We start from the raw sequence: 18,561 nt of genomic DNA on the forward strand, positions 1-18,561 counted from the left end.
GGAGTGGGGTGAGGCTGGGGTGCGCGGGACTTAGCGGAATGCGCCCTTGCCGGTGAGAGCCTGGCCGATGATCAGTTGGTGCATCTCTGCGGTGCCCTCGTAGGTCAGCACGGATTCCAGGTTGTTGGCGTGGCGCAGCGGCGAATACTCCAGGGTGATGCCGGAAGCGCCCAGTAGGGTGCGGCACTCGCGGGCGATCTCCAGGGCCACACGGGTGGAGTTCAGCTTGCCGACGGAAACCTGGTGCGGGGCGAGTTCGCCCTTATCCTTTAGTCGGCCGAGCTGCAGGGCTAACAGGACGGACTTGTTGAGTTCGACGGACATGTTGGCCAGCTTCGCCTGGGTGAGCTGGTAACTGGAGAGGGACTTGCCGAATACCTCGCGGGTCTCGGTGTACTCAATGGCAGTTTCCAGGCTGTCGCGGGCGGCACCCAGGGCGCCCCAAATGATGCCGTAGCGAGCCTCGTTGAGGCAGGTCAGCGGGCCGCGGAGAGTGTCGATCTTCGGTAGGCGCTGGGAATCCGGTACGCGGCAGTTGTCCAGCACGATCTCGCCGGTGATGGAGGCGCGCAGCGAGAGCTTCTTGTGGATTTCCGGGGCGGTGAAGCCCTCCATTCCCTTTTCCAGGATGAAACCTGCGAAGCCGTCCTCGGTGCGAGCCCACACAACGGCCACGTCGGCGACGGGGGAGTTGGTGATCCACATCTTGGTGCCGTTGAGGACCCACTCGTCGCCGTCGCGGGTTGCGCGCATCTTCATGGACGCCGGGTCGGATCCGGCGTCGGGCTCCGTCAAGCCGAAGCAGCCCAGGTACTCACCGGCGGCCATCTTCGGCAGGTACTTTTCCTTCTGTTCCTCGGAACCCCAGTGGTGGATGGCGAACATAGCCAGGGAGCCCTGGACGGAGACGAAGGAACGCAGGCCGGAATCGACAGCCTCGATTTCCATGCAGGCCAGGCCGTAGGCGACAGCGGAGGCGCCGGGGCACTCGTAGCCTTCCAGGTGCATGCCCAGAGCGCCGAGCTGCCCGAACTGCGGGCCGAGTTCCTTGGCGGGCAGGGTACCCTTGTCGAACCATTCCTGCACATTGGGCTTGAGAGTTTTCTGGGCGAAGTCCGCCATGGCTTCCTGCAGCATGCGCTCTTCGTCGGAGAGCAGGCTGTTGAAGGAGGTGAGGTCGAGCGGTGAGGAGGTCATGCCAGTCAGTTCCTTACATATATAGGGATTCCGATACTGATTTGTGTACCCTTGAGTGTAGAGGAAGTGATTTCGTCGCGAAAGGTTTTTGCGAAATCTTCCTTTACTATCGTTTGAGTCACGCTCCCGACGTCAACTACCTAGCCGAAAGGAACCCTCATTGCCCGACGCGTCCCGGTTCCCCTTTCCCGTCGATCAGCAGCCAGGCAGGTCGCACCACCGCACTGTCGACCGGATTGCGGACATCTTGGAGTTTGTGGCCCGCAACCCGCAGCCACGCGGGCTCACCGATATTTCGAAGGCCATCGGCGCGCCGGTAAGTTCCACTCAGTCCCTGGTGAATGGCCTGGTCGCGGCCGGATACCTGGAGGAACGGGATAAAGCCTTCCGCTTGGGGCTTGCGCCATATCTTCTGAGCACTCTCGCCGGTAGCCGACCAGTGGATCAGGTCACCCACGACATGCTGGAAGACGTGGTGGAAGAGACGGGCTATATCGCCGTGTTGGCGTCATTGGTAGGTGACAACGTCTACTACCTCGACTACGCGCTGTCGGACCCCGAGTTCGAGTACCTGGCGCAGAACCGTCTGCAGCGCCCGCCGCTCGAAACGTCGGCAGGGTGGGCGATCCTCTCCGGGCTGGGTCACGAGCAAGTGTGGGGGATTCTGGCTGCTTCCGAAAGCTCGCAGGAGACCATCAATAAGTTCCAGCGCTGGTACCCAGACATGCGCGCGACCGGCGAGTGTATTGCTCCTGGTGTGGCCTTGAACGGCGCGGATGGTGTGGCCGTGCGCGTCGAGAGTCAGGGGGTGGCGGTGGCCTCGGTGTCCGTCATTGCCTCGACCGAGCAGATCGCGCGCGACGCGGATCGGATTATTGAGGTTTTAAGACGCCACAGTGCCCGCTGGAACCGTTAGCAGCTTAAGCTGAGTTCGTCGTTGAAGAAGTGGCGGTGATTCGCCAGTCCTCTCCCTGGGGGAGGGCGTGCAAGATGGTTTCAAAGGCGCTGGAGATTAGTGCGGGGCGAAAGCTTTCCGCGTAGTACGCCTCCTTGGAAACCTCTTTTCCACCGAAGAATGCGGTGATCTTCCCTCGTTGCTTCATGTGGTGACGAGAGATGGTCTGTTCGAGCAATTTGACGGAGCTGGCCCATGGTTCGTCCTGTTCATATGCGTTGACGCTTCGCTCGCAAGCGGAGATAGCTTCGATATCGGAAACTGAAGGTATGCCGAAGTCGGAAATCGCGCTCATACTGATGGAGTGGAGAGCTGAAAATGCGGAACTTGGCAATGCGGAGTCCCACACGGCAAATAACGGGCGAAGAGGGAAGCGATCCTCTTTCGATCGCACGGTTAAGTGTGCGCGAATAGTCTGCAGATCTTCAATAGTGTCGTGGGTAGCATCATTAATTTCCCAAAGGCTAAGAGGGATTACCTTTCCGTCGGAATCGCCGGTGTAGGAAAAACCCAGGGATAATTCGGCCCAGCGAAACCGGTCGAAAAAAGGTCGGGATCCACATTCTCTTCGGTGAAGGTGGATGCTTGCAGGATAATGTAGCGATCTTTGTACATGGGGTAAACGCTAATGGATGCTCTGCAGCTTAAACAGGTTTTGAGCACTATGCGTTCTCTAGTGTTTTAGAAAGGAACCCCATACCCGATGGGCACGGGCCAGCTTAAGCGGCTAACTCCGGCACCCACAGCACCAGCTGGGGCCACAGCAGGAAAGCCAGGGCGATGACCAGCATGATCACGACATAGGGGAATGCTCCCTTGAACACGATCATGGGGTTGATACGTACGGCCTTCGAGACGACAAATACGTTCAGGCCCATGGGCGGGGTGACCATGCCGGTCTCGGCCAGCAGCACGATGAAGATACCAAACCAGACCGGATCGTAGCCCAGTGATTCGACAATGGGCAGAGTAACCGGCACGGTTAGGGCGATAATGGCGATCTGATCCATAAAGAAGCCCAGAACCAGGTACACAGCACCGATCAGAACCATGACCACTAGCGGGTGCAGGGAGGACTCGCCGATGGCGCTGACCAGCTTCGGGGTCACGCGGGTTTCGGTGAGGAAGTGCCCCAGCACGTGAGCGGCCATGATGATGGCAAAGATCATGCCGGTGGTCTTCACCGTTTCCAGCACAGTAAGTCCGAATTGTTTGCGGTCCCAACGACCTTTCGCGACTACCAGGATCAGCGCGGCCAGCACGCCCAGGGCGGCGGCCTCGGTGGGCGTGGCGATGCCGGTGAAGATGGAGCCGACTACCGCCAGGAAGATCAGCAGCAATGGGGATGATTTCAACAGCTGGAGGCCTTTTTCCTTGAAGGGAACCGGCTCGCCTTGTGGTGCACGGGAGCGATCCTTGAGGAAGCCAATGTACATGACCAATACCAGTCCCAGTGCGACCATCAAGCCAGGGAAGAAGCCCGCGACCAGGACATCGCCTACTGGAGCCTCTGCGGTAATCGCGTAGAAGACCAAAATGATCGAGGGCGGGATCATGGCTGCCAGCGTGCCGACCACTGCCACCAAGCCCGTCGCGGTGCCCTTGTGGTAGCCCTCCTCGATCATGCGGGTAGAGGACGTCTGCGCCAGCGTGGCGGCCGCGGCGGTGGAGGAGCCAGAGACGGCTGCGAACGCGGTGCCCGCGCCGATGGAGGCGATGGCGGTACCACCGGGGATACGGCCAACGAGCGCCTTGGCGGCGTCAAAAACAGAATCCAAAAGACCCGACATCAGCATCAGCTGCGCCATCAGGATAAACAGTGGCACGGCGGATAGAGAGTTGGAACGCACGGCAGCGAACGGTGAGGTCTCCATGGTGGCGATGGCCAGCTCGACTCCGCCGAGGGCGATGAGTCCGACCGTGGCCGTGCCGAAGATGGCGAAGCTGACGGGGACGCGCAGGATAATCAGCGCGACCAGCAGCACAATGATTGAGAGCGCAAGCATGGTCTATACCTCTTCCTCGCCGGGTTCGTAGTCGGTGTAGGGGTGATCCCATGGGGTGATGAGCTCCCGGAGAAAATCCAGCGCCGCCACAAAGGCGCACAGCGCGGCTGCAATTGGCACGATCACGCGGTAAGTCCAGTCGGGAGTGGCGAGATCGGCCATGCCTGGAAGGGTGGCGTGGTGCAGGGTAAACACCATGTAGGTCTGGTTCCACCCACCGATGAAGACGAACACCATGGAAATAACCACAGCCAGATGAATAAGCAGCAGGATGGTCTTCTGCACTCGGAGCGGGAGTTTGTTGAAGAGCGACTCTACGGCGATATGGGTGCCGGTTCGATAGGTGGTGACCAGCCCAAAGAAGGCAGTAATGGGGAGTAGATAGCGCTCCGTGACGGAGATATTCCAGCCGAGGGGAGAACTGAAGAACTCGCGCGCAATGACTTCAGCGAGGGTGACGAGCGCCAGCCCCAAAATCGCCGCGCCCGCGATCCAGGCACACACCGCGGAGATGGTGTTTTGTACCTTGTCGAAGCCCGGGTGATCCTGGGTTTGGTAGCCGTATTTGCTGCGTTCGGCGGTGCCATGATGGCCGGGGTGGACCAAGTTGCTACTGGTCATGACTGCTCCTTCCCTTCTTCTGCTCCTTCTCCTGCTGCCTCTTTCGTCTCTGCGCGATGTGCATGGCGCTTGAGGGCGGCTTTGAAGTCATCCACGACCCGTTGAGCTGGGTGACCCTTGGATTCGGCAACCTCAATCCACTTGTCCAAAACTGGTTGCGAAATGTTCTGCCATTCCTTGGCGTTCTGGCCTTCGGTGACGTCGTAGAACTGCACGCCGGCATCTTTCATCTTCTGTACCGACTTTTCACGGGCGGAATTGAGTTCCTTGCAGACAGACTGTTGTGATTTATCGGCCGCATCGGTCAGCACTTTCTTCTGCTGATCGTTCAGACGGTTCCAGGTATCTAGGTTGATGCCATAGAAGAAGGTGAAGTTGCCCTGTTGGGCTCCGTACGTGCTGGCGTGTATGACGTCTTCCAACCCGTAGGGAGTAATCGAGATCGGGCTGGCGAGTGTGCCTTCTACTGTTCCGCGCGACATTGCTTCATACATGTCGCCAATGGGCATGCTTACACCTGCTGCGTCGATCTCATCAATCACGCGGTCTAGTGCGCCGCCCGTGGAGCGCAGTACCGCGCCGTGGAAGTTGGCGGGGTGAGATGGGGCTTTGCCGCCGGTCATCGCTTCGTAGCCTGGGATCGAACCTGTCCACAGCGGCATGAACTTCATGGGTTCGAGTTCTTCTTTATAAAGGACGCCCCCTGGCTTCACTAGATCGCGAAGTGCATAGGCGGTCACGCATGCATCGGAGCTAAAACCCGGAAGATCGCCCACGCTGCTGAGAGGAAAGCTGGAGCTGACATAGGAAGGAGAGATGACTGCCAGGTCGACCACACCACTGCGGAGCACGGAGGGGATGTCTGCTTGTTTGCCCATTTGCCCTGAAGAGAAGTACTCGATGTCTACTGACTGGTCTTTTTCGACCTGATCGAGAAAAGGTTGAGTGCCACCTTTGCCGACAGGATGGGTGATTGAGTAGCTGTCCGCCATCTTCAACTTGGCGGTGCTGCCTGGACCATAAGGTTCAGCGGAGGAGTCCGAACAGGCGGTAAGCGCGCCGGGAAGCGCCAGTGCCAAAGCTGTAGCAGCTATGGCGGAGGCTACTTGGCGGGCGGGTGCTTTCTTCTTGTGGAGTCTGAGCATGATCCCTTCACCCCTTTTACGGATATATGTAGAGATTTTCCGATTTGGATAACCTTCATCTAACCCAATGGAGCGCGAGGAAACGATAGATTTCGTATAGAAAACTAGGCCGGGGGTGAATTTGTGGGGTAAATCACACTCATATACGTAAATTGAGCGGAATAGACTCAAGCTTGTAGTGGTTGAGTGAGGTGTACTCAAGTAAAGTCGGGAGCGTGCAAGCGCGACCTGAATGAAGCCGCAGGAGGTAGATGTAGAAATGTCGAGCTTCAACCCCACCACCATGACCCAGTCTGCAATGCAGGCTGCACTTCAGGATGCCTCCGCCAAAGGCAACCCAGACATCCGACCAGCGCACCTGCTTGTTGCGCTGCTGGAGCAGGATAATTCCATTGCCCTGCCCGTATTGCAGGCTGCAGGTGTACAGCCGCAGACCATTGCAGCCAAGGCTAAGAACCTGGTAGCTGGATACCCGCAGGCATCCGGTAGCGAGATGGCAAACCCGCAGTTCAACCGTGATGCCCTGAACGCACTGACCGCCGCTCAGGAACTGGCGGAGCAGCTGGGAGACACCTATGTCTCCACCGAGGTGCTGCTGGCCGGTATCGCCAAGGGTGATTCCGACGCCGCAAAGGCGATGCACGAGGCGGGCGCGACCTTCGAGGCCATCCGTGGCGCCTTTGAATCTGTGCGCGGTAACCGAAAGGTCACCACTGAAGAGCCGGAGGGGCAGTTCCAAGCATTGGAAAAGTACTCCACCGACCTCACAGCACGCGCCCGCGAGGGCAAGATCGACCCGGTCATCGGACGTGACCAGGAGATCCGGCGAGTTGTCCAGGTACTTTCCCGTCGCACGAAAAATAACCCGGTGCTCATTGGTGAGCCCGGCGTCGGTAAGACCGCAATCGTAGAGGGGCTGGCCCGCCGCATCGTAGCTGGTGACGTCCCGGAGTCCCTGCGCGGCAAGAAGCTGATCAGCCTGGACCTGGGCTCTATGGTTGCCGGCGCAAAATACCGTGGCGAATTCGAGGAGCGCCTGAAAGCTGTCCTGGATGAGATCAAGGAGGCCGAGGGCGAGGTCATCACCTTCATTGACGAGCTGCACACCATCGTCGGTGCTGGCGCCGGCGGCGACTCCGCGATGGACGCGGGCAATATGATCAAGCCCCTGCTGGCCCGAGGTGAGCTGCGACTCGTCGGCGCAACCACCCTGGACGAGTACCGCAAGTACATCGAAAAGGATGCCGCGCTGGAGCGTCGTTTCCAGCAGGTATACGTTGGTGAGCCGAGCGCGGAGGACACCATCGGTATCCTGCGTGGCCTGAAGGAGCGCTACGAGGTGCACCACGGCGTACGCATCCAGGACTCCGCGCTGGTGGCAGCAGCAACCCTGTCGGATCGCTACATCACCAGCCGCTTCCTTCCGGATAAGGCTATCGACCTGGTCGATGAAGCCGCATCCCGCCTACGCATGGAAATCGACTCACGCCCAGAGGAGATCGACAACGTAGAGCGCGTGGTTCGCCGCCTGGAAATTGAAGAGATGGCACTAGCCAAGGAAACGGACGCTGCTTCCAAGGATCGCCTGGAGCGTCTGCGCAGCGAGCTGGCCGATGAAAAGGAAAAGCTGGCTGGGCTGACCGCCCGTTGGGAAAACGAAAAGGGCAGTATCGATAACCTCCGCGAGCTGAAGGAGGAGCTGGATAACCTGCGTCGCGAATCCGAGATCGCCGAGCGGGAAGGCGACTTCGCCAAGGTTGCTGAGCTGCGTTACGGACACATTCCGGACGTGGAGAAGAAGCTGGCCGAAGCGGAGAAGGTTGTGGCTGAGCAGCAGGAAGGCATGATGCTGACCGAGGAAGTCACCCCCGACACCATCGCCGATGTCGTCTCCGCCTGGACTGGCGTGCCCGCCGGCAAGATGCTGCAGGGTGAGACCGAGAAACTGCTGAACATGGAGCGTGTTCTGGGCAGCCGTGTGGTCGGCCAGAACAGCGCCGTCGATGCGGTCTCCGATGCAGTGCGCCGTGCACGCGCCGGGGTGGCTGACCCGAATCGTCCGACGGGCTCCTTCCTCTTCCTGGGGCCGACAGGCGTGGGTAAGACGGAGCTGGCGAAGGCTCTGGCTGACTTCCTCTTCGATGACGAGACCGCCATGGTGCGCATCGATATGTCGGAGTATGGCGAGAAGCACTCCGTCGCTCGCCTTGTCGGTGCTCCTCCGGGATACGTCGGCTACGACGCAGGTGGCCAGCTAACTGAAGCGGTGCGGCGTCGCCCGTACACGGTGGTGCTGTTCGATGAGGTAGAGAAGGCTCACCCGGATGTGTTCGATGTGCTGCTGCAGGTGCTGGATGAAGGCCGCCTGACCGACGGCCAGGGTCGGACTGTGGACTTCCGTAACACCATCCTGATCCTGACCTCTAACCTTGGTGCTGGCGGTACCGACGACGAGGTCATGGAGGCGGTGAAGCGCGCCTTCAAGCCGGAGTTTATCAACCGACTAGATGACGTGCTGATCTTCGAGCCACTGTCTTCCGAGCAGTTGAAGTCCATCGTGTCTATCCAGGTGCGCGCTCTGGCGGATCGCCTTGCGGCCCGCCGTTTGACCTTGGATGTTACTGATGACGCCCAGTCGTGGCTGGCCGAGCACGGCTACGATCCAGCCTATGGCGCACGGCCGCTACGCCGACTGATTCAAAAGTCGATCGGTGACCAGTTGGCTAAGAAGCTACTGGCTGGGGACGTGCGCGACGGCGATACGGTGCGCGTGGACGTTGATCGCGGTGGCGACGAGGCTGCAGGTCTGGTCATCACCTCCCTCGGGGCCGCTGATGGTGAGGTCTAAAGGCTGGTGACGGTCGGGGGCCGTCGGCGACATACATATAAAAACAGCATGGTCGTGAAAAGTGGCGAGCGTCACTATATTGGCTGACAAAAGTTTCCCACTCCGAGTATTTGGGGTGGAGCTTTTGCAGTTTCAATATTCAATCTCGTTACCGCAAGGAGCACGCTCATGACCGTCTATGCTGATCCCGGCACCGAAGGAAGCCTCGTCAACTTCAAGGAGCGCTACGACAACTTCATCGGTGGCCAGTGGGTACCACCCGTCGATGGCGAATATATGGACAACGTGACGCCCATCAATGGTGAGGTGTTCTGCCAGGTTCCACGCTCGAAGACAGCTGACATCGAGAAGGCCATTGACGCCGCAGAAAAAGCTCAGCCCAGTTGGGGCGCGACCTCTGTGCAGGATCGCGCCGCCGTGCTGCTGAAGATTGCTGATCGTCTTGAAGAGAACCTGGAGATGATGGCCGTCGCCGAGACCTGGGACAACGGTAAGGCGGTGCGCGAAACTCTCGCAGCTGATCTTCCGTTGGCTGTTGACCACTTCCGCTACTATGCCGGCGCCCTCCGCGCCCAGGAAGATCGCACATCTCAGATCAGCGAAGACCTCATCGCCTACCACTTCAACGAGCCGCTGGGTGTGGTGGGGCAGATCATCCCGTGGAACTTCCCGCTGTTGATGGCGGCGTGGAAGCTCTCCCCAGCTCTGGCTGCCGGCAATGCCATCGTGCTGAAGCCCGCCGAGCAGACCCCCGCCAGCATCCTGCTGTTCGCGGAGCTTATCCAGGACATTATCCCGGAGGGTGTGCTGAACATCGTCAACGGGCTGGGCACTGAAGCAGGCGCCGCGCTGACTGCTTCCGACCGCATTGACAAGATCGCGTTCACCGGCTCCACGGAAGTCGGCAAAATCATCAACAAGGCCGTGGCGGAAAAGCTCATCCCGGTCACCCTGGAACTCGGCGGGAAGTCCCCGTCAGTGTTCTTTAGCGACATCATGGATCGCGACGACAAGTTCCGCGCTAAGTGCGTGGAAGGCCTGGCTATGTTCGCACTCAACCAGGGCGAGATTTGCACCTGCCCGTCCCGCGCGCTGGTGCAGGAGGATATTGCCGAAGAGTTCCTGGAACTGGCCATTGAGCGAGTGAAGTCCATCAATGTCGGAAATCCCCTGGACACGGATGTGATGATGGGCGCGCAGGCTTCCCAGGAGCAAATGGATAAGATCACTGGATACCTGCAGGCCGGCCCCGAAGAAGGCGCGCAGGTGCTATGCGGTGGCGGCATTAATGAGATCTCGGGTCGCAGCGGTGGCTTTTATATCGAACCCACCATCTTCAAGGGCACCAATGACATGCGCCTTTTCCAAGAGGAGATTTTTGGGCCCGTGCTGGCCGTCACCACGTTCAAGGACTTTGACGAGGCTATGCATATCGCCAACGACACAGAATACGGTCTGGGTGCAGGTGTGTGGTCGCGTAATGGAACGACTGCCTACAAGGCTGGTCGCGCGATTCAATCGGGCCGAGTGTGGGTGAATAACTACCACAATTACCCAGCTCACGCGGCTTTCGGTGGTTATAAGAAGTCCGGTCTGGGGCGCGAGACTCACCTGATGATGCTCGCGCACTACCAGCAGATCAAGAACCTGCTGTGGTCTTATTCGGACGAGCCTTCTGGGCTGTTCTAGTGCTTCTGACTAGATTTAGTCCGGCTGGTCGGCGACTTGAATGTCGTAATTGACCTCTTTGCCCTCGACGGAGGTAGCGGTGACGTCTACCGAGTAGGTGGCGCCGGAGTAAGTGAACTTGCATTCCAACTTGGCGCCTTCTTCGGCCTTAAGCCCATCGGGGCATTCGGTGCTCTCGGGGGCCTTTCCGGCTTTGTCCTTTACGAGCTTAGAGATCTCTTTCTCAACGTCCTCCTTGGCTACCTTGTCTTCCCCTCCAAAGCTGTAGTTGAAGGAGCAGGCGCTAAGGCCGGTGATAGCCAACGTGCCAGCAAGGAGAGCAGCGCTGATGCGTTTGGCCAAGTTGGTGGAGCGGGCGGGAGCGTGAGCGATGGTCATGGGGAGGGATCTCCTTCTCTTCTCGACAGTTAGTGGCTCGTGGTGTGAAATGCCATGCATCGGCGAATTGTTCCTCTGATCACAAAGAAAAGCACAGTCTGAACTTACCGAACTCTCAGCCTGTTGTCTGGCGTACGAGCGAGGTGGATGTGCGGGCGTCGATAAGAAGGTGCGATAGACTTCCAACAACGTTGAAGAGAAGAGAAACAGTGAAGAGGGAGCCCTCGGCGATTATTCCACACTATTAATTGCCGTGGTGTTCGCCTCGATGCCGTACAGCATGACCTTCGCGTCCAACGATGCGTCGAAAGCGAAGAACATGTGGGGATTTTCCACCTCTATGTTCCTCGGCCAGTGGGGTCTATTCATCCTGCTCGGCATCTTCATCTTCGGTCCCATCTTCGACACCCCGGAGTGGTTCGGCATGATGCTGCCCGTCGGCTTCGTAGGTGGATTCGGAACTGCTGCGGCCGTCGGTGGCGCGTTTGGGGATCATGGTGCGGACGCCGCCATGTCCTTGGGCTTTACCTCCGCCACCGTCGGCACACTGGCCGCCATCATTGGTGGAATCATCTTCGCGAACTGGGGCATCCGAACAGGTCGCACATCCACGTTGCCGGAGAAACTGCCATGGGAACTGCGTTCGGGTCACATTGAGGACGAGGAAAAACAGCCCTCGATCGGCCGAGCCACCACAAACCCATCCTCGATCGAGCCGCTCGCCCTGCATGCGGGCTTCATTGCAGTGACCGTCATGTTTGCCTACATCGGTCAGCAGATCATCGGGCACTTCTTCCCGGATGTTTCCGTACCGCTGTTTGCCCTGGCCTTCGTGGTCGGTATCGGAGGCAAGGTCTTCCTCCATGTGATTCGACGCCCGAAGTACCTGGACCAGCAAACCGTGAAGTCCATTTCCGGAGCGTCGACGGACTTTATGATCGCCTTCGGTATTGCCTCAATTAAGCCGGACGCAGTGGCTAACTACCTGGTGCCCCTGCTGATTTTGTTCGTGCTGGGCATTGCCTACTGCTGCCTGTTCTTCTTCGTTTTTGCTCCAATGTTCTTCGGCGATCAGTGGCTCGAACGCGGCATCTTTGGTTGGGGTTGGGCAACCGCGGCAGTGGCTACAGGTATTGCACTGCTAAAGATCGTGGACCCGGATCTGAAGTCCGGCACCATGAACGAATATGGCATTGCCTACGTCGGCTTCGCTCCCTTCGAAATCGGCATGAATATTGTGGCGCCCATAGCCGTGATAGCCGGACTCGCTTGGGGTATTGGGGGGGATTGCGACGGTGGCAGCGATTGCGATCATCGGATTTGCGGCGGTGCGAGGTTGGTTCCCGGAAAGAACAGGAAGGCGTCCCGGCAAAACTGCCGCAGTGGCACAAGAGTAAGGCGCATAAACAATAGGGCACCGGAGTAACGGAGCGCCACTGTAGCCACACGTATGCAACATCGGCGCACGCGGAGTTCTAGACTTGGCAACTATGAGCAACCCTATTGCCCAACAGCCGCCCGCTAGCCCCTTCGTCACCGGCGAGGAAATGCTAGAAGCATTCAAACGGGGCGAGCGTATGACCGTGATCGACTCGCACTGGGCGCGCACCGAAAACAGCGCCTGGGAGGCCTATGTAGGCCAGCACATTCCCGGCGCCATGTTCTGTAACCCCCTGGTGCACCTGGCCTCCATCCCTTCCCGCCATGTCGGCCGTAACCCTTTGCCCGCCCCCGAGGAGCTGCAGAAGAGCTTTAACGATTGGGGTATTACGGATGGTCGCCCTGTATACATTTATGACGCCGGCGCCAACCTCTATGCAGCTCGCGCCTGGTTCGTTTTCCGTTGGGCAGGTGTGCAGAACGTCCGCATCCTCGACGGCGGCACAGGCGCGTGGGAGGCGGCGGGCGGAGACGTCGCAGGTGGAATCGGTGCATTGCGCGGCCGCGGTACCACTGAGGTTCGTGCGGGTAGCATGCCCACCCTTGAACTCGACGAGGTGAATGAGTGGCGCGAGAATCACATCCTGGTGGATGCGCGCGAGAATTCTCGCTTCACTGGCAAGAAGGAACGCTTCGACCACCAGGCCGGTCGCATTCCGGGAGCCATCAACATTCCGGTTAAGGAACTATTCCAGAACCGTAGCGAGCGCGACAGCAGCGCCAGCGGCAAGGTGCGATCCCCGGAGGAGATCCGGCAGATCCTTGCCAACCATGGTGTGACCAGTGGTGAGGACGTGTGTGTTTACTCCGGATCCGGGCTGCACTCCTCGCTGTTTATTGCCGCAATGGAGTACGCGGGACTGCCAGGGGCTAAAAACTTCGTAGGAGGTTGGTCTCAATGGTCCGCTTCCTCCTCGCGACCCATCGCACGCGGTTAGACTCTGGAGGTATGGATCCCCGTTTCGCACAGGATCCCCGTAGGCCTGGCCTGCAACAGGAGCTGCCAGTTCAGTATCCCGTTGTGACCCCGCTGGCGGGGACTGCCGTTAGCCTCAATTCCGTTCCTGACCCCGTGCTGGCCACTGGCACGATCGGCGCAGGTATAGCCGTAATCCCCGACGCAGGCGTGGAGGTTGTACAAGCGCTCGCACCCATTGGCGGAATGATGAAGCGCGTGGCGCCGAACATGTATGTCATTCAAGCCCAGTCATTGCCAGCCGCCCTCCGCCCGGATTCTGGTACCCATGCCGTAGACGGCCGCCATGCGGAAATGCTGGCCGACCAGCCATGCATCTTTATGCAGCTCGGCGTGGATACCGGTCGCCTTGGTGGGCAAGGCTTCGACGTACATGTCCAGGAAGGCGACATAGTACGACAGGGAACACCCCTATGCACTTACACTCCCCGGGAGCTGGGCCGGATGGGATTCGACCCGGTAGTGATGGTGTTGGGGCTGCAGATGGGGGCGTCGGAAATAAAGATAGACGTGATGTCGGGCGAGCCCGTGATGGGCGGCGACAACCTGTTTTGGGTGTAGGGGTGTCCGTGGGCGATGGTACGTAAATTTCTGAGCATGGTCGCGACGCTGGGGATGCTCCTAGCGCTGTCCGGTGCGGTGGATATCTTCACCCCGCAACAGGTTCAGAAGATCGCCGGTGTTTTCTTTGTTGTGCTGATTGGGGTGCAGGTATGGCCGCTTCTGGCCACCATGCGCAATAGCTATGGGCACCGACGGCACCCTGTGAATCGCTTATACATTGTGCTGGCGACCGTCGGGCTGATTGGAACGCTGCTGCTGATGTTCGTCTTCTATCTCCACTCGACCATTTGGTTGATCACGTTGGCCGGGGCGCTGATGATCACGGGAATTGTGGGAGCGGGCATTTTGGCGTTGTTCGCCGCACCCTGGGATGACTGGTCTACTCGTCGCGGTCGCGATTTCGACGATGAGTTCTTTGGCTGGGAGGAGGAGCCGGTCGAGGACGTCTGGGACACCAGCTTTAGAACCTAGCGCAGCTTAGAAGCCTTAAAGCCCGTGCTTGCGATTAATGAGCCAATGCATAGCCGCTGTCGGCAGCACGCGGGAAAGAGGGAAAACTACCGGCGCCATCGACCCCGTCGCATACAGCGGCTGAGGGCGAGGCGTGGTGATGGGCTTGAGAATTTCCATGGCTACGCGCTCCGCCGAAATGCCATTGGCTTCGTTGTTATCCAGGTTCTTTAGCATGGTGGAGAACTCGGCACCGAAGGGGCCATTAAGATCCACGTACTTGGTGCGCCGCGTGGAAAGCCCCGTGTTGATCGACCCGGGCTCGACCACAGAAATGCCCACGCCAAATGGCCTGACTTCGCGCCGGGCGGCGAAAGCAAAGCCTTTGATGGCGGCTTTCGACGCGACATAGCTGCTGCGGTAGGCCAATGGAAATGAGCCCAGCATCGAGCCGACCATCACGATGCGCCCTGCTCCGTTACGTCGCATTTCCGGCAGGATTTTCTGGGTGACGCCCACTTGTCCCAGCACGTTGATCTCAAATAGACGGTGCAGGGCATCATAGGGGAGCTCTTCAAAGGGGCCGGATTGGCTTTCGCCAGCGTTGTTGACGAGCACAGTGGGTGGGCCGTAGCTCAGGGCAGAAGAGGTGAACTCGTCGATGCTGGCAGGGTCGGCCAGGTCGAGGGGGAGGTAATCGACCCCATCGACAGGGGCAGTGATGGTGTCGGGGTTGCGACTGGTACCGATGATGTGGGTTGGGGCGTAAGTGGTCGTGGAGGTTGTGGCAGCTCTGGATTTAAGCTCTGCGAGGGCGGCGACGGTGGCGCGTCCAATGCCCGAGGAAGCGCCAGTGACGATTGCGACTCCGCCGTTAATGGCGGGAAGAGCGTGGGGGAGGAAGCTAGAAAGTTTTGTCATGCGTAACATTTTGGCGGTTCAAGCGGGGGTACGGAGCCAGAATGAGATTTTCCCCATTGCTGGGATTCTTTAGTGATCCGACCCACGCCCGCTATGATGTGGGGGAAAACTGCATATGTTTTTGCCGCTTTTAGCTGTGGTGGGAGAGGCTCGGCGCTTGAACCGCGTCGGCCGCCGACGGAGCAATTCCTCCCCGGGACACTCTCAGGCCCCAAGAACCGTCGCAGTGAGGCAACTCTGGAAAGACCTGCGCGCAGTCGTGTGCACGCGGGCGCCGAAGGAGAAAAGCCGGGTTGCCCGGGTGAAGCTCTCAGGTACAAGCGACAGAGTGGGGAGGGCTCCTTTTTACGACCGTGCACTTACGACCGGAAAGTCCCTGAAAAAGCAATGTCTACTGCTACTCGCCGTAACTCTGCCCCCTTCGTTCAGCGTCATATCGGCCCGAACCAGGCTGATACCAAGGAGATCCTGGACTACCTGGGCTATGAATCCACCGCCGCGCTGGCCGATGATGCCCTGCCGAAGCCCATCCGCCAGGCCGGCCCGATCGGTCTGCCGGAGCCCTTGGACGAGACTGATACCCTCGCCGCCCTGCGTGCATTCGCCGATAAGAACGTGCAGAAGCAGCAGCTGATCGGAAATGGCTACTACGACACAATCACCCCGGCCGTTATCCGCCGCAACGTGGTGGAGAACCCGGGCTGGTACACCGCCTACACCCCGTACCAGCCGGAGATTTCCCAGGGTCGCCTGGAAGCTCTGCTGAACTTCCAAACGATGGTGCAGGATCTGACCTGCCTGCCGGTCGCCGGTGCCTCCCTGCTGGATGAAGCCACTGCCGTGGCTGAGGCCGTGCAGTTGATGGCACGCGGCAACGCAAAGGCCTTTAAGAAGGGCGGCGTGGTGCTGCTGGACTCTGCCCTGCACCAGCAGTCCATCACCGTCACCCTGGCTCGTGCCGAGGCTGCGGGCATTCCGGTGGAGGTAGCAGATCTGGCTGATGATGTCTCTTTCGAGGATTACGAAAACCTCGTAGGCGTCGTGCTCTCTAACCCCGGCTCCACGGGGCGCGTGCGCGACTTGTCCGGTGTGATTGGTGCAGCAAAGGCCGCCGGGGCCTTGGTAACGGTCGCCTGCGACCTACTGGCTCAGGTACTGCTTTCCACTCCTGGCTCCCAGGGTGCAGATATCGCCGTCGGTTCGGCTCAGCGTTTCGGCGTGCCGCTGTTCTTCGGTGGCCCCCACGCAGGCTTCATCTCCTGCACCGAGAACCTGCAGCGCAAGCTGCCGGGCCGCATTGTGGGTGTATCCGTGGACGCTGAGGGCACCCCGGCTTATCGTCTAGCTCTGCAAACCCGCGAGCAGCACATTCGCCGTGATAAGGCCACCAGTAACATCTGTACCGCCCAGGCTCTGCTGGCTGTCGTCGCCGGTTTCTACGCGGTCTGGCACGGCCCGGCTGGCTTGCGCGCAATCGCGGAGGGCATCCACGCTCGTGCGACCGCCCTGGCACTTGGCCTGTCCGAGGCTGGCCTGACCTTGGCGCACGATACCTTCTTTGACACTGTCACCGTTGATGTGTCTGGTTCCTCTCTGGGCGACGCCCCCACGGCTCTGCGCGCCGCAGCAGAGGCAGGCTACAACCTGCGCCAGGTCAATGATTCCTTTGTCGGCATCTCGGTGGGCGAGTCCACCACGGATGAGGACATTGCCAAGCTGATCGAGGTGCTGGGTTCCCGCACCGGCGACGTCACCTCCGCGGGCTTCGACGTTACCGCCGGGCCACTGGGGCAGGCCGGCGTGCTGCGCGCGGCTGACGAGGAGATCCTGACCCACCCGATTTTCACCTCCATTGACTCCGAGACTCAGATGATGCGCTACATGCGCAAGCTCGCCGATCGCGACCTGGCGCTGGATCGCACCATGATCCCGCTGGGCTCTTGCACCATGAAGCTGAACGCAGCGGTCTCGATGGAGCCCATCACCTGGCCGGGCTTTGCGGGCATTCACCCGCAGGTTCCGACGGAGCAGGCACAGGGCTGGATTGAGCTGATCGAGGATCTGGAAGAGCGCCTGGCGAAGATCACTGGTTACGCCAAGGTTTCCGTTCAGCCTAACGCGGGCTCCCAGGGTGAGTTCGCAGGTCTGTTGGCTATCCACCGCTACCACCAGTCCCGTGGCGACGACCAGCGTGACATTGTGTTGATCCCGGCTTCCGCACACGGCACGAACGCCGCCTCCGCAGCCCTGGCGGGCCTGAAGGTGGTTGCTGTGAAGAACGCCGAGGACGGCTCTATCGACGTCCCGGATCTGGAGGCCAAGCTGGAGAAGTATGGCGAGCAGACCGCCGCCATCATGCTGACCTACCCCTCCACCCACGGTGTGTTCGAGGAGCAGGTGCGCGACGTGTGCCAGAAGGTCCACGAAGCTGGCGGCCAGGTGTACGTCGATGGTGCCAACTTGAACGCCCTAGTGGGTCTGGCCCAGCCGGGCGAGTTCGGCGGCGACGTATCCCACCTGAACCTGCACAAGACCTTCACCATCCCGCACGGCGGCGGTGGCCCGGGCGTTGGCCCGGTCTGTGTAGCGGAGCACCTGATTCCGTTCCTGCCCGCCGACCCGAACGCCGACGTCCTGGACGGGGATGCCGCCCTGCAAACTGGTCAGCCGGTTTCGGGTGCCCTGTACGGTTCCGCAGGCGTGCTGCCGATCACCTGGTCCTACATTGCTCTGATGGGTGACGAGGGACTGACCGAGGCTTCCCGCATGGCGCTGGTCAACGCTAACTACGTTTCCCGAAAGCTGGAGGAGTACTACCCGACGCTGTACAAGGGCGATACCGGCCTGGTCGCCCACGAATGCATCCTGGATCTGCGCGAGCTGACGAAGGCCTCCGGCATTACCGCGGAGGATGTCTCCAAGCGTCTGATGGACTTCGGATTCCACGCACCGACCTTGGCCTTCCCCGTGGCCGGCACCCTGATGGTGGAGCCCACCGAGTCGGAGGATAAGGAGGAGCTGGACCGCTTCATCGAGGCCATGGTCACCATTTACGACGAGATCCAGGAGATCATCGACGGAAAGGTGACCGCCGAGCAGTCCGTTCTGCGCCATGCGCCGTTTACCGCTTATTCTGTTGTGCGGGACGACTTCGAGGAAGCTGTATCCGGTGGACACTTCAGCCGCGCTAAGGCCGCATACCCAGTGGCCAGCCTGCGGCACACCAAGTACTTCACGCCCGTGCGTCGTATCGACAATGCTTATGGCGACCGCAATCTCGTGTGCACCTGCCCGCCCTTGGAAGACTTCGCAATTAACGAAGACTAAGGATCGTTGGGGCCTAGGGGCGTCATAAAAACGAGAAGAAGGAG

14 protein-coding genes, 1 pseudogene and 1 riboswitch are annotated in these 18,561 nt (G+C 59.8%); of the genes and pseudogenes, 8 read left to right on the forward strand and 7 right to left on the reverse strand.

The annotated features are described in order from the left end of the window. Positions 1 to 30 precede the first annotated feature (30 nt). A complete protein-coding gene (locus ACUY2T_RS00560; RefSeq protein ID WP_293790645.1) occupies positions 31 to 1,197 on the reverse strand; it encodes an acyl-CoA dehydrogenase family protein in 1,167 nt (388 codons plus the stop codon). A 160-nt stretch (positions 1,198 to 1,357) separates the two neighbouring features. Between ACUY2T_RS00560 and ACUY2T_RS00565 the strand changes: the two genes are divergently transcribed. Continuing rightward, positions 1,358 to 2,113, forward strand: coding sequence for an IclR family transcriptional regulator (locus ACUY2T_RS00565; RefSeq protein WP_293790646.1), 756 nt, complete (start codon positions 1,358 to 1,360; stop codon positions 2,111 to 2,113). Between the two features lie 4 nt (positions 2,114 to 2,117). On the opposite strand, the gene ACUY2T_RS00570 is transcribed toward ACUY2T_RS00565, so the two are convergent. The 4 genes from ACUY2T_RS00570 to ACUY2T_RS00585 form a co-directional block, all read right to left on the reverse strand. Then, entirely contained in the window at positions 2,118 to 2,447 is a 330-nt protein-coding gene (locus tag ACUY2T_RS00570) for a hypothetical protein (RefSeq protein ID WP_293790647.1), read from the reverse strand. A 424-nt stretch (positions 2,448 to 2,871) separates the two neighbouring features. Further along, on the reverse strand, positions 2,872 to 4,158 hold the full coding sequence (locus ACUY2T_RS00575) for a TRAP transporter large permease (protein ID WP_448306900.1): 1,287 nt from the start codon (positions 4,156 to 4,158) through the stop codon (positions 2,872 to 2,874). A gap of 3 nt (positions 4,159 to 4,161) precedes the next feature. Next, positions 4,162 to 4,779, reverse strand: a complete 618-nt coding sequence (locus ACUY2T_RS00580) for a TRAP transporter small permease (RefSeq protein ID WP_293790649.1) — start codon at positions 4,777 to 4,779, stop codon at positions 4,162 to 4,164. Continuing rightward, positions 4,776 to 5,924 (reverse strand): TRAP transporter substrate-binding protein, encoded by a 1,149-nt coding sequence (locus ACUY2T_RS00585; RefSeq protein WP_448306902.1) that lies wholly within the window; start codon positions 5,922 to 5,924, stop codon positions 4,776 to 4,778. The genes ACUY2T_RS00580 and ACUY2T_RS00585 overlap by 4 nt, the downstream gene beginning before the upstream one ends. A gap of 259 nt (positions 5,925 to 6,183) precedes the next feature. Between ACUY2T_RS00585 and clpB the strand changes: the two genes are divergently transcribed. Both clpB and exaC read left to right on the forward strand, forming a co-directional pair. After that, positions 6,184 to 8,772 (forward strand): ATP-dependent chaperone ClpB, encoded by a 2,589-nt coding sequence (gene clpB, locus ACUY2T_RS00590; protein WP_448306903.1) that lies wholly within the window; start codon positions 6,184 to 6,186, stop codon positions 8,770 to 8,772. Positions 8,773 to 8,940: 168 nt separating this feature from the next. After that, positions 8,941 to 10,461: an acetaldehyde dehydrogenase ExaC gene (gene exaC / locus ACUY2T_RS00595; RefSeq protein WP_448306905.1), complete on the forward strand. Its 1,521-nt coding sequence runs from the start codon at positions 8,941 to 8,943 to the stop codon at positions 10,459 to 10,461. 15 nt (positions 10,462 to 10,476) lie between these two features. On the opposite strand, the gene ACUY2T_RS00600 is transcribed toward exaC, so the two are convergent. Further along, the gene (locus ACUY2T_RS00600; protein ID WP_448306907.1) at positions 10,477 to 10,839 is read right to left on the reverse strand and encodes a DUF4333 domain-containing protein; all 363 of its coding nucleotides are present in this window, start codon (positions 10,837 to 10,839) and stop codon (positions 10,477 to 10,479) included. 223 nt (positions 10,840 to 11,062) lie between these two features. Between ACUY2T_RS00600 and ACUY2T_RS00605 the strand changes: the two are divergent. The 4 genes and pseudogenes from ACUY2T_RS00605 to ACUY2T_RS00620 form a co-directional block, all read left to right on the forward strand. Then, positions 11,063 to 12,236: pseudogene (locus ACUY2T_RS00605) on the forward strand (sodium/glutamate symporter); the annotation flags it as partial. Between the two features lie 93 nt (positions 12,237 to 12,329). Then, positions 12,330 to 13,217 carry a sulfurtransferase gene (locus tag ACUY2T_RS00610; RefSeq protein WP_448306909.1) on the forward strand — a complete coding sequence of 296 codons (888 nt, stop codon included), beginning with the start codon at positions 12,330 to 12,332 and terminating at the stop codon, positions 13,215 to 13,217. Positions 13,218 to 13,228: 11 nt separating this feature from the next. After that, positions 13,229 to 13,816, forward strand: a complete 588-nt coding sequence (locus tag ACUY2T_RS00615; protein ID WP_448306911.1) for a PTS sugar transporter subunit IIA — start codon at positions 13,229 to 13,231, stop codon at positions 13,814 to 13,816. 36 nt (positions 13,817 to 13,852) lie between these two features. Next, entirely contained in the window at positions 13,853 to 14,290 is a 438-nt protein-coding gene (locus ACUY2T_RS00620) for a hypothetical protein (protein WP_293790657.1), read from the forward strand. Positions 14,291 to 14,305: 15 nt separating this feature from the next. Here the strand turns inward: ACUY2T_RS00620 and ACUY2T_RS00625 are convergent, their stop codons facing one another. After that, positions 14,306 to 15,190 carry an SDR family oxidoreductase gene (locus tag ACUY2T_RS00625; RefSeq protein WP_448306913.1) on the reverse strand — a complete coding sequence of 295 codons (885 nt, stop codon included), beginning with the start codon at positions 15,188 to 15,190 and terminating at the stop codon, positions 14,306 to 14,308. Positions 15,191 to 15,417: 227 nt separating this feature from the next. Next, positions 15,418 to 15,527: riboswitch (glycine riboswitch) on the forward strand. Positions 15,528 to 15,577: 50 nt separating this feature from the next. Here ACUY2T_RS00625 and gcvP point away from each other — a divergent pair. Continuing rightward, positions 15,578 to 18,517, forward strand: a complete 2,940-nt coding sequence (gcvP, locus tag ACUY2T_RS00630; RefSeq protein WP_448306915.1) for an aminomethyl-transferring glycine dehydrogenase — start codon at positions 15,578 to 15,580, stop codon at positions 18,515 to 18,517. Positions 18,518 to 18,561: the final 44 nt, after the last annotated feature.

This window comes from Corynebacterium sp. 22-2729 (genome assembly GCF_053479475.1).